The following is a 12507-nucleotide window of genomic DNA, read 5'->3' as shown; positions in this document are numbered from 1 at the left end:
TATTGACGTACCTACAGGAAAAGGAGATTAAAACGTGTCGAAACCAGTATACGGTAAAAATGCTGCTCAGTCGAGAAATGTTGAAAAGATATCCAGCTCGGTGTGGGCATTGGTTGTTGCTTTCATTATGTTTTTGGTGTGGACCCCGTTTCAAGTAGGATTGTTTAATGGACAGCAGATTGATTTTGAAAGGCCGATCTATGTAGCGTCATTGCTCAGCGGCCTGCTGCTGCTAGTCTGGATAGGCTTGTTCTATAAGAAGTTCAAGCTGGAGGAGCAGAGTGACTTGCTGGCTGTGGCTGCGATATTGCTGCCCATAACGTATGCGCTGTCGCTATTTGCTGCGGTTTCGCATTATATGGCGATGAACATGCTCTTTGTTCAGAGTATGTATATTGCAATATTCATTATAGCGTTATATCTCTTGAAGCAAAAGCAACTAAATGTTGTCATTCAAAATGCCGTACTGGCGATTGCATATTTCATTGTGGGCTTTGGACTGGTGAACTGGCTGGGCGGCTCGAAATTTGCCGGTGCACTGGTCGGATGGTTCTCCAGCACAGTGCGCGGCGGAAAATATTTGGATGCGGTAATGACGGACTCGAACGGTCTGCGGCTTACATCTGTTTTCCAGTATGCGAATACATATGCAGCCTTCCTGATGGCATTTTTATTCGTAGCCGTTTTTGCTTTGGTTCGTTCTAAAAAATGGTACGGTACACTGACTCACGGATTTATACTCGTGCCTATCATCGTATCCCTGCTGCTAACCTTGTCCCGCGGCGGACTTGTCATGCTGCCTGTTGTTTTTATCGTGCTGCTGTTATCCCTGAAGCCTACTAAGCAGATTCTCTGGATCATCCACCTTGGTATTGCCGGAGTTGCTTCCCTGGCGGTTGCAAGCCCTCTGACGAATATCGGTACAGAGCTAAGCACCGCCTTCACTTCTGCCGCTGCATTCAAAGGCTGGGCCTATCTGATTGGAGCCTCTGCCGTTGTTGCCGGACTTGGCTGGGTGGTTCAACGTTTTGTGGAACCTTGGCTGCAGAACAAGCTCGGAGGTTGGGAATCCCGCAAGCTTACGGGTATGTGGCTTCCGCTGCTGTCCGTCGTGCTGGTAGCCATTGTCGCTTTTCTGCTGATCGGAACAAGCGTGCGCAGCATTCTGCCTGCCAATATGGAGACGCGTCTGGAGAACATCAACTTCAAGCAGCACAGTGTACTGGAGCGGATCACTTTTTATAAGGATGCCATAAAGGTCGTTAAGGATTATCCGATTATTGGCGCCGGGGGCGGGGGCTGGGCTTCGCTGTATGAGCACTACCAGAACAACCCGTATACAAGCCGTCAGGCGCATAACTTCTTCCTGCAATATTTGATTGAGGTCGGCATTGTCGGATTTATTGTGTTCATGGGCTTTATCGGCTATATCTTCTATAAATATATCCGCGCGTATCTCAAACGAGACAAAGATGACTTTCATAATGGATTCATTTTCTACATCATTGCTTTATCGATTCTTCTCCACAGCTTACTGGACTTTAACTTGAGCTACGCTTTTATGGGAATTCTGGTCTTTATCGGTCTTGCCGGAATGGGCGTTACGATGGACAGCAAGCCGCTGCGCCTCAACTGGAATAAAGCAGGTATGCGTTTCGGTTACCTTGGGGTCCTGGCGGTTTGCACGGTCTTCATGTTGTTCCTTTCAATCACAGCCATCAGCTCCAGCAGTTCGGCCATGAAGTTCAAACAAATAATGGGTGTGAGCCAGTCCTATGAGGAGCTTAAAGCGCCTTTGATTGCAACCTTAAAGGACCGTCCGTATCATCCGGAAGCCGTCATCTACCTTTCTTCTATGGATCAGCAGGTGTACGGCCAGACCAAAGATGAGCAATACCTTAACGAAGATTTCAGTATATTATCTCGTGCGCTAAAAGACGAGCCTTACAATAAGGATATATTAAAGCAATTGGCTGCATATTACGATTTGAAGGGTCAGGGCGACCTCGCCTTCGCCATCTACCGGGATAACGCCGATAAATTCAACTGGGATATTAAATGGTACGATGAGCTCATCAGACGTGCCCAGACTTTGGCAAGTGCCGCGAATGCTCAAAAAGACGAAGCTAAAACTCAGGAATACGTGACAACAGGTCTGAATGCATACAAGCATGTGACTGACGGTGTAGAACATCTGAAAACTCTGCCTAAAGAGCAGTTGCAGGGACGTCCGTTCTCGGTAACGCCAAGCATTGCCCTGAACGTCGCTAAACTGCAGGTACTAAATGGACAAAATGATGAAGCTGCGGCAACCTTAAAGCTTGGACTCAGCAACAATTATGCTGACGTCTTGAGCAGTGGAACTTTTTGGGATACGAATTGGTACAGTTCGCTGATCGCCCGCTCTTATGAGTTGGCTCAGCAAGCTTTTACGCAGCAGGATGTTGACGGTAAAACAGCGTATCTGGATGCCGGCCTTGATGCTTATAATCAGGTGCTTGGAGACCTGAAAAGCCAGTCGCTCGCCATCACTCCGGTGATTGCGCTGAACGCAGGCAAAATCCAGCTGATGGCGGGTCAGATCCAGGCAGCCTCGGATACCTTGAAGACTGGGCTGAGCGAAGATTACAGCGATGCCACTAACCGCGAGATTGCTCGTTGGTATCTGGCAGCATTGAAGAAAGCTAACCTTGCCCAGGATCAAACGATCTATGACAAGCTGATTGCAGCGGACGCTGCGGAAGCAGCCAAGATTGATGAGATTGTAAATACGCAGTACTAATACCAGAAAGTCGGCTAAGCCATCCATGGAAAGCATACGCTGCTGTAGAAACTTATATTATGCAACTTAAACAGCTATTTATTTGGTTAAGCAAAAACGGGTGCACCCTTAACAAAGGGCTGTACCCGTTTTTTTGTGTGAACCGCTGTTTTGTGTAATTCATGCATATTCTAAAGTTGAAATAGCGCTTAGCTGACTTGGATCGGCGGGGCGCTATTGATTTCAATTTTGCGTGTGAGATAAATGAATAGTGTTCGAAGCTGTTTTAAACAGTTATTTACTTCGCTAGGTTCTGAGCTTCGCTCTCTATTACCTCTTTAAGATAGTCGAGCAGGCCTTCTTTGAGCTCTTCATGCTGAAGGGCATAGTGGATGGTCGTCTGGATGAAGCCCATTTTCTCGCCGACGTCATGGCGTTTGCCTTCAAAATCATAGGCGATGATTCGCTCCACTTCGCTTAGATGGGCGATCGCATCCGTAAGCTGAATTTCTCCGCCAACACCTACCTGCTGTTCACCAAGCATGTCGAAGATACGCGGAGTTAAAATATATCGGCCCAGAATCGCAAGATTGGACGGAGCCTCTTCTCTCTTCGGCTTTTCCACCAGACGGTTGGCTTTGTAGACCCTTTCAGCCAGTTCCGTACCATCTACCAGACCATACCGCGAGACCTCTTCCCAAGGCACAGGCTGAACGCCGACAATGGAAGACTTGTATTGTTCATAGACTTCAATCATCTGCTTAAGGCAGGGCTTGTCTGCTTGGACGATATCATCCCCGAGCAATACAGCAAACGGTTCATCCCCAATGAATTTGCGGGCACACCAGATGGCATGTCCGAGGCCTCTCGGTTCTTTTTGACGGATGTAGTGAATGTCGGCCATTTCAGAGGATTTACGGACAGATTCCAGAAGCCCCCACTTTTGTTTCTCAGCCAAGTTAAACTCCAGCTCAAACGAATTGTCAAAATGGTCTTCAATTGCACGTTTGCCTTTCCCCGTTACGATGATGATATCCTCAATGCCGGAAGCAACAGCCTCTTCAACAATATATTGGATCGTTGGCTTGTCTACTATCGGCAGCATTTCTTTGGGCATTGCTTTGGTCGCGGGCAGAAAACGGGTGCCGAGACCGGCAGCGGGAATAATGGCCTTACGGATCTTCATAACATGACTCCTTCTATAATTTTCTCTTCAAATCTAGTTCAGATCTAATAGGAAAATAACATTATTACTTTAATTATAGCAGTTATGGGTGATTTTTGGCAGTGAGGCTCTAGTGAATGCTGGAAAAAAAGGGCCAATGTGCTGGGAGCTTGTCTCTATCTGCAAGACTCTCCTGACACACTGGCCCTGAATTGATTTTTTAGGTTACTTGGCGTTTACTAATTGTCCGCGTGTTACCCCAAGCTGGTTGGTGGCCTTCAGGCTTCTCCATACCTGTGTGCCGGAAATTTCTCCGCGCAGTGCACGGCTGTAAAGGCTGATGACCTCTGCGACCTGCTCCGGCGTTTCTTCCAGAAACTCGACACGGAATGAGGAAACGCCCAACTCGCGGAAATTGTTCAGGTATTCCGCACCGGACTGTTCAACGGCATTGTAGACTGTGTTGCGGCAGCCTTCGTCTACGCGGACCGGATGGGCCATGCCAATCCGGTCCTGCAGGGAAGCGCGATGCTCCTCACAAGGACGTCCGCAGTTCGTATAGTCTGTGCCTTCGCTCATGAAGGTGCAATACACGCAATGCTCCGTATGGAACATCGGCAAATGCTGATGGATTACGACCTCCATACGCGAGGTATCACTGCGTTCCAGCAGGTCAACCATCTGCTGGATGTTCAGGTCATAGGATGGCGTAACCCTGTCGCAGCCTGCTTCAAGGAATAGATCCACCGCTCTGTGATTGGCGATATTCAGCGAGAAATCGCCGATCAGGCGCGGATGCACGGCATCCGGCTGTTCCATGCGGTGCTTCAGGTAGTAATAAAGCGCGCCTGTGTTGCGCACCAGGACAGCATCCGGCTGCAAGCGCAGGATGTTGGCATGGTAGCCGTTCTCGCCGGGCATATGAATGCGTGGCGTGGCCAGCGCGATGCTGGCCCCAGCAGCCCGTACAGCGTCCACCGCTGCCGGGAACTGCTTGATGAACTCGAAGTCGGCGTAAATGCTCGTTACGCCGGCTTCGAGGGCAGCCTGCACCTGCGGCAGGCTGCGGCACAACGCGGTGAGCACCGCTTCACCGCGCGGGCCTGCGGCGCCCCTGCGGGCAGCGCCGCCGTAGACCGCTACCTCCCGTTTCACGTACACGGGAGGTTTCGGGCGCTCGCCCGCAAGCAGCTCCACCGCGTGGCGGCGGATGCTGTTCAGCTCGCGCATAGGCACGATCACGTCGCCTTCCAGATGCGACTCTAATGCCTCAAGCTGGAACACGGTCCCGCCCAGGCGGCCGAATTGCTCTTCCAGCAGGGAGGCATCCATCGGACGCTTCTGCGCGGTCTCCAGCAGCAGCTCCGAATCCACACGGACGGTGACGTTCTTCTGCACGTCCGTCCACCAGGTGGCCAGCGGCTCGCCGGCGCGGCCCTCCACCTTCACATGCACCGGGAACACCCGGTAAGGCTTCTCGGTCTCATAGGTCTGGCGCAGCGCCTTGTCGAGCGCAGGGTCATTCGTCTTCCAGATGCGGTCGCCGACATGCAGGCGGCGCAGGTCAACGTCATTACGCCCCGGCACAATGTCGATAATCCAGCCTTCTCCGGCTTCGCCTTCCAGCTTCACGCCTTTACGGCGCAGATCGTAGACGCGTCCGCCTTCTTCTTTTTTGGTCGGATCGCCGGCGTCGAACACAATGCCGTCTCCCCGCTTAAGCGGAGCATGAATACGGCAGACCACGCCATCGCGGAGAATTTGTTCGACCGTTCCCATATATACACCCCGGCTTTTCGGGAAGGTCCCGTCAACCAGCTTCTTATTGTTTGTTCCCTCCAGGAAGCCGTACGTGAAGCCGCGAGAGAAGCTTTGCTGTAGTTCGCGTAAATCTTCTTTGGAGGTTTTGGACCAATTTCCGTCAAAATACCGGTCAATCGCCTTGCGGTATTTGCCTACCACGTTCGCTACATACTCAGGGCTTTTGAGGCGGCCTTCGATTTTGAAGGAGGTGACTCCCGCTTCGATCAGCTCCGGCATCAGATCAATCGCTGCGAGATCCTTAGGCGACAGCAAATAGGTCACATCGCCCATCGGCTTGACTTCGCCATCCACCATCAGATCATACGGCAGACGGCAGGCTTGAGCGCATTCACCGCGGTTCGCGGAGCGTCCGCCCCACATTTCCGAGGTCAGGCACTGGCCTGAATAGGAGACACACAGCGCACCGTGCACAAACACTTCCATCGGCAGGCGGGCCTGCTCCCCAATCGTGCGGATTTGCTTCAGATTATTCTCGCGGCCAAGCACTACGCGCTCCAGCCCCCAAGGCTTCGTAAACTCCACCGCTTCCGGTGAAGTAATCGTCATTTGCGTAGAACCGTGGATCGGAAAGTCCGGCGAAATCTCGCGGATCATTTTTACCAGACCCAAATCCTGCACAATCACCGCGTCCACCCCGGCATCAACACAAGCGTCAATCAGCTCCTTGGCCTCCGCCAGCTCATTCTCAAACACCAGTATATTAAAGGTCAGAAAGCCCTTCACGCCATAGCTGTGCAGGAACGCCATAATTTCCGACAGCTCGTCCATACGGAAGTTGTTGGCTCTCGCCCGTGCATTAAACTTTTCTACGCCAAAAAAGACAGCGTCCGCCCCATTCGCCACCGCCGCACGCATGCAGTCCCAGTCACCCGCCGGAGCCAGCAGCTCCACGTCTTCTCTGCGTATTCCTTGCTCGTTCATTTATATCCTCCCAAACCGCCTTGCCGGCGGATCATTTAAAGCTTTTTAACTTATTAATTGTATCAAATATCACACCTGCGCGCCATCGGTTTACCAGGATTTATATAGTTATTATTACAGTTTCGCGTCTTTTGTCAGCCGGAAAGACTTCAGCGTCTGCTCTACAGCAGCCTGCTGCGCAGGGGTCGCATTAGCGTCGTTCAGTGTAACTGTAAGGGTGTAGACCAGATCGTTTTTACCAAAAATAATTTGCTGCGTCCGGCTGGGAACGCCTTTTTTGGTCTGCTGCACGGTAAGTATGGTGGCCGGGACTCCGGCAAAGGTGGATTCTTCCACACTGATTACGCGTGGGCCCTTGGGGTCGTTTTTGCTGTTCTTGTAGTAGCTTTGCAGCAAATTCACGGCGTACTCCACTGAGCCCTCAGGATTTACATTGATCAGGAAACGCCCACCGGAGAAGCGGTACTCCACAGTCTGGGTTTCAAAAGCATCCTGATATGGTGTCCACAGCCGCGGAATGTCGATGCTGTAACCGTAGGCTTTGGAGCTTTTGGTTACGGCCTTGCTGCGGAGCGCCGCATAATCCTCCGTCTCCAGACGACCGAAGTTCTCCTTGATCGTGGCGAAATCAATATCTATGGTATTCAAAATCTTCTGGAATCCCGCCTTGTGCTCCTCCTGTCCCGCAGCGGCCAGATACTCCACGTAGTAACGATAGCCTGCCTTCTGCAGCAGAACTTGGTACTCCGTGCTCCAGCCATTGCCTGAATTAAGCTCCGTCTCCTTCACCAACACTGGCTCACCGGAGATTTTTGCCGGCACACTGTCATGCAGCACGTAGGCATCCGCTACATAACTGTCCTGTATCTGGGAATCCAGCTCTTTGCTCCAGCTCTCCAGCGTTGAGCCAGCCGGTGCCGATGACACTTTTACCCGCAGATAGCTTCCTTGCTTGCTCTCGTAATAGAGATGCTGGTCATCCATGCTCCAATCGGCCGGAACCTGCAGCGTTATGCCAAAATCGTCGTTGTAGCCAACGCGCAGGCCGTTGTCCACGGTGGAGAGATCACGGATGCTTTTATCGTTTGCATCGAATGAAGGCTTGAAGGAGTTCAGCAGCAGAGCATATTTATTCAGATCCTTATAGTTGGCCGCTTTGTCGTCAGTCAAATACAGTTCATATAATCTCCCGCCGGCATAATATTGTCTGTCCTCCCACAGAGCACCGCTGGAATCCTTGCTCACAATCCGCGCGTAGGGTACTGGTGCATCTTCAAAGGTCTCACGGTCCAGTATGGTTTCCCCACCTTCTTCAGCCGCACGGACCAATCTATCCAGCAGCCCTTCGGCATCTGACGCCGTCTCCAGCAGCGAAGCATGGATCTCCAGATAATATAGATTTTCTGCGCTCGTAAAGGTGGCTACACTTTCATTGCCGCCGCTGTCACCGACAACGAGACCGGGAGGATAGTTTAGGCTCCACTCATAATAGCTATTGCCTATGCGGGTCTTGCCAACGTCACTGTCGATACCGGCACTCTCCTCCGTCTCTTCTTGATTCACTGAAGGCTTAAGTGTCACCAGCAGCCCGCCGCCGCTGTCCGGCTGAACCCGTGCTCCAAGCACTCCGGCCACAAAACGCAGCGGAACCATCAGCGTTCCCGAAACCATGCGCGGTACAGAGGGAAGCACGATTTTTACTCCGTCCTTCCAGGCCGTAGTGCTGCCGATAGTCAGCGCTCCGGTATGCGGCCCATACATCACCTTGACCACATCGTTCCCATCCAGGGAGACAGTGCTGCCAAAGGCCTTTTTGAACACGCCCAGCGGTACCAGGACCACTCCGTTGTCCACAAAAGGCTTTTGAATCGTGATTTTCTCGCCATTAATGATTGCAACGTTACTGCCGACCTTGAGGCTGAGCTGCAGGAGCTTTTGTTCCGCCGCCTGCACTTCCTTGACCGGTAGTAATGTCAACAACAGCAACACCGCCAGCAAGGTGTAAAGTCCACGCCATACAGGTACACTTCCTGACTTGCATCCTTCTGCACTTGGCAGTCTGTTATTCATCCGCTTGTGCGCCAGCATCTTCATCACCTCCCGCTTCCTCTCCGCCGATTAGGGGATCGCCTTGACCGAGCACCAGCTTGCGGGTAACGATATCCCCGTCGCTTTGCATCAGCAGCCTTACTGACATTCCCGGCTTGTAGCTTTTGAACCATTCGTTAATATCCACCATTGAAGCGACACGGTGCCCGTCAATTGCGTACAGAACATCGCCAGCGGCGATGCCCGACTTTTGGGCTTCTGCAGACACCACCTTCGTTACAGTCAGCGGGTCCTGGGCAGGCAGTCCGACAATGGCGGACCAGCTCTCCTCCAGCTCCAGCCCCAGACTAGGGCGCTTAACTTCACCGTATTTGAGCAGCTGGCCCATGATGTACTGTACCGTATCTACCGGAATGGAGAAGCCCATATTTTCCACACCGACTGCAGCGTATTTCAGGCTGTTCACACCGAGCACCTCACCCTTCATGCTAACCAGCGGCCCGCCGCTGTTGCCGGGGTTAATCGCCGTATCACTCTGAATCAGCCGGTAAGATGCGTCTACCGTACGGTTAAGTCCGCTTACCACTCCTACCGTTGCCGAATTCCGCAGCGAAAAAGAAACCGGAGTTCCAATAGCTATAACCTTCTCACCCACTTGGATGCCAAATTTTGACCCGGCGAACTTGGCGGGCTTCAGGGACTTGGCGTTGATTTTGATCAATGCCAGATCGCTGACCTCATCGAGATAGGAGGCGGTTATGTTATAGGTTTTTGCATCTGCTGTCACAACAACGGCGTTCTGTAATCCTTGCATGACATGGGCATTGGTTATGATCCAACCGTCCGCTTTGACGATGATACCGGAGCCGTGGGTTAGATTGTAACGGTCATCCGGTCCACTGTTGCGGCTTTCGGTATTTTTGCCGATAATGCCCACCACAGACGGTGAGACCTCCTTGATAATCTGCGGCACGGGGTCAGCCGTGGCAGCTGCGTTCTTTTTGCTGACTGCTCCAGCACTGCCAACTTGCCTAATTGCCCCGTCCTTAGTTGCATCTGCCGCCGCGCTTTTGCTGCCTTCCGCGAACGCCACAGCCAGAGCAGAATGCGTTCCGCCCGCCGCTCCTGACAGCAGCACTCCGCACAGCAGCAAGCTAAGGCTCTTTTGAAACATGCGACTCCCCCACTTCATCGCCTTCACCGGCCCTCTCCACAAATATCTTGAGTAATGAAAAAGACGCCTTTAGGTGCGCCGTTGGCGGTTAAAGGTGTCTTTTGAAAACATCTGGCTCTGCAATTGTATCCTGCCTTCTCAGAGACAGCTCCTAGTAACGATACACCGCGTACTAGCTTAACCAGTGCATCACCATCGCATAGTCGGAAACGGCAAACACAAGCAAGCTCACCACTCCGAAGGCGATAGCAAATTTGTTCTTCTGCGGCGCTCTAAGCAAACGGAAGAGACCAATAAGGATCAGGATCGTGAACAAAATCATAAAAACATCGAAGGTATGAAATTTAGACGGCTCTTGCACGGCAGCTTCAGCAAGCAGCATGGCATTACCTCCCCGAAAGTGTGGTCAAGCGAGTTCATCTAATCCATATCTTCTTCTATGTTATCGCTACCATTTCAGTGACGCAATAGAAAATCCCTAAAAAATTATGTAATTGTCACGGAAAATATTTTTTGGTGTGAACATTTGCTGGTCGTTAGAGATAACTATCATTGACATTTGCTAACGCATTCTTTTGTCAAAGGACATTTTACTTGCAGCGGTTTGGATGGCTTAGTAATTATTCAACGAAAATACTACTCTTTGAATCTTACTGCGGACATGCTCTGTATATGCCTGCCCGAACTATCAGCAGCACCTTATTTTTGTATAAATTATCGTTATAGCGGCTGCTACAAGCCTCACTGTCAGGCATCGGCGGACTGTGCTACCATCGGGCATATGAATAAAATAGAGAGGGTGCTAAGCATGGCTTACGAACCGCATTGGAGTGCTGAACCGGATAAGCTGAACAAGTTCGAATTCGTCAAACTGCAGAAAGACGGCCTGGATGTGATCCGCACGATTATTGAAAAATATGCCCTGGAGGGCTATGGCTCCATCCCGGCAGATGATCTGGATCTGTTCAAGTGGGCTGGTGTATACCAGCAAAAGCCGCGTGACGGACATTTCATGATGCGTGTGCGCATCAACACTGGCATTATGACCACAGATCAGGCCAGGGCACTGGCCGAAATCGCTAGATTGTACGGGCGGGATCTGGTTGATATCACTACGCGCCAGGCTATCCAGTTCCACTGGCTGACTGTTGAGAATCTGCCGGATATCTTCAAGCGCCTGGAAGCTGCCGGGCTGTATTCTTTTGAAGCCTGCGGCGACTGTCCGCGGACCATTGTCGGCAACCCGCTGGCAGGAATCGACAAGGACGAACTGTTTGATACTACAGATATAGTGGAGCAATTGAATGATTTTTTTATGCTGAACCGTGATTTCTCCAATCTTCCGCGTAAATTCAAAATTTCCGTATCCGCTAACCGCTACAACAATGCACAGGCGGAAATCAACGATCTGGCCTACACACCGGCTGTAAAAATCATCAATGGCGTTGAAACTCCCGGCTTCCATCTGATGGTAGGAGGAGGGCTATCGGCCAAACCCCATTTGGCGCAAAAGCTGGATGTCTTCGTGAAGCCGGAAGAGGCGCTTAAGGTAGCCGCCGGTGTGGTCACGCTGTTCCGGGATTACGGCTACCGCGAGAAACGCCATCATGCGCGTCTGAAATTCCTTGTCGCCGACTGGGGAGTGGAGAAATTCAGAGAAAAGCTTATTGAAGTGGTCGGTGAGCTACCGACGCGCGGGGAGGATCAGACGATGGGCTGGCAGGCGGCTTATTTTGACGGAGTTCATCCCCAGTCTCAGGAAGGTCTTAACTACGTAGGCCTTAATGTTCCGGTTGGACGGCTGAACAGTAATGAACTGGTACAGCTTGCAGCGCTGGCCGATACCTGCGGCGAAGGCAAGCTCCGTACCACCATGACGCAAAACATCATCATCAGCGGGGTGCCGGATGCGAAGCTCCGAGCCCTTCTGGAAGCACCGGTCCTGCAGCGGCTGTCGCCAACGGCCAAAAACTTCATCAGCCGCACCGTCGCCTGCACCGGCAATGAATTCTGCAACTTGGCCATTGTGGAAACCAAGCAGCGGGCCATCAGTGTTGCTGAATACTTGGACGAACATGTCCAGCTTGATGAAAAGCTGCGCCTCCATTTCATCGGCTGCCCTAATGCCTGCGGACAAAAGCATGTTGCCGATATCGGCCTGCAAGGCACGCTGATCAAAACCCCTGAGGGCATGGTCGATGCATTCGACATCGCCGTCGGCGGCACACTGGGCAGTGGAGACCACGGCCCTGAGGCTGAATTCGCGCATCCACTGAAGGGCCGCGTGAAGGGCGACCAGGTCGGCCCGGTTCTCGAACAGCTGATCACCTACTATTCAGCACAGCGGGAGGAGCAGGAGAATTTCCACGCCTTCACCCGACGTGTTGGCGTACCTGCACTGCAGGAGCAGCTGACCGCGATTCTTGCCGCGGAGGTTCTATAGCTGACGCAGCTTTAGTAGAGAGGTTGGGTTGGGTTGGGTTGGGTTGGGTTGGGTTGGGTTGGGTTGGGTTGGGTTGGGTTGGGTTGGGTTGGGTTGGGTTGGGTTGGGTTGGGTTGGGTTGGGTTGGGTTGGGTTGGGTTGGGTTACGCCAGTGCTTGACCCCCCTTCCT

General features: G+C 52.0%; 7 protein-coding genes. 2 read left to right on the top strand and 5 right to left on the bottom strand.

The genetic code is table 11. From position 1 onward, the window contains the following. Positions 1–34 precede the first annotated feature (34 nt). Positions 35–2782, top strand: coding sequence for an O-antigen ligase family protein (locus tag AC0LWN_RS31670; protein WP_474672428.1), 2748 nt, complete (start codon positions 35–37; stop codon positions 2780–2782). A gap of 277 nt (positions 2783–3059) precedes the next feature. Here the strand turns inward: AC0LWN_RS31670 and galU are convergent, their stop codons facing one another. The 5 genes from galU to AC0LWN_RS31645 form a co-directional block, all read right to left on the bottom strand. Further along, positions 3060–3947 carry a UTP--glucose-1-phosphate uridylyltransferase GalU gene (gene galU, locus AC0LWN_RS31665; RefSeq protein ID WP_474672426.1) on the bottom strand — a complete coding sequence of 296 codons (888 nt, stop codon included), beginning with the start codon at positions 3945–3947 and terminating at the stop codon, positions 3060–3062. A gap of 204 nt (positions 3948–4151) precedes the next feature. Further along, positions 4152–6671, bottom strand: coding sequence for a U32 family peptidase (locus AC0LWN_RS31660; protein WP_474672424.1), 2520 nt, complete (start codon positions 6669–6671; stop codon positions 4152–4154). A 114-nt stretch (positions 6672–6785) separates the two neighbouring features. Continuing rightward, positions 6786–8759, bottom strand: coding sequence for a stalk domain-containing protein (locus AC0LWN_RS31655; protein WP_474672422.1), 1974 nt, complete (start codon positions 8757–8759; stop codon positions 6786–6788). Further along, positions 8734–9894, bottom strand: coding sequence for a S1C family serine protease (locus AC0LWN_RS31650; protein WP_474672420.1), 1161 nt, complete (start codon positions 9892–9894; stop codon positions 8734–8736). The genes AC0LWN_RS31655 and AC0LWN_RS31650 overlap by 26 nt, the downstream gene beginning before the upstream one ends. 172 nt (positions 9895–10066) lie before the next feature. After that, positions 10067–10276 (bottom strand): DUF2759 family protein, encoded by a 210-nt coding sequence (locus AC0LWN_RS31645; protein ID WP_474672418.1) that lies wholly within the window; start codon positions 10274–10276, stop codon positions 10067–10069. Between the two features lie 426 nt (positions 10277–10702). Here AC0LWN_RS31645 and AC0LWN_RS31640 point away from each other — a divergent pair, with 426 nt between their 5' ends. Further along, the gene (locus AC0LWN_RS31640; protein ID WP_474672416.1) at positions 10703–12337 is read left to right on the top strand and encodes a nitrite/sulfite reductase; all 1635 of its coding nucleotides are present in this window, start codon (positions 10703–10705) and stop codon (positions 12335–12337) included. Positions 12338–12507 lie beyond the last annotated feature (170 nt).

This window comes from Paenibacillus sp. sgz302115 (assembly GCF_056120445.1).
Note: the sequence above shows the minus strand (reverse complement) of the source record. Positions and strands in the feature narration are given on the sequence as shown.

Excerpts from the sequence above, each read along its gene's own strand:
- AC0LWN_RS31640 (WP_474672416.1), top strand. The coding sequence starts at position 10,703 with ATGGCTTACGAACCGCATTGGAGTGCTGAACCGGATAAGCTGAACAAG.
- AC0LWN_RS31660 (WP_474672424.1), bottom strand. The coding sequence starts at position 6,671 with ATGAACGAGCAAGGAATACGCAGAGAAGACGTGGAGCTGCTGGCTCCG.
- AC0LWN_RS31650 (WP_474672420.1), bottom strand. The coding sequence starts at position 9,894 with ATGTTTCAAAAGAGCCTTAGCTTGCTGCTGTGCGGAGTGCTGCTGTCA.
- AC0LWN_RS31645 (WP_474672418.1), bottom strand. The coding sequence starts at position 10,276 with ATGCTGCTTGCTGAAGCTGCCGTGCAAGAGCCGTCTAAATTTCATACC.
- galU (WP_474672426.1), bottom strand. The coding sequence starts at position 3,947 with ATGAAGATCCGTAAGGCCATTATTCCCGCTGCCGGTCTCGGCACCCGT.
- AC0LWN_RS31655 (WP_474672422.1), bottom strand. The coding sequence starts at position 8,759 with ATGCTGGCGCACAAGCGGATGAATAACAGACTGCCAAGTGCAGAAGGA.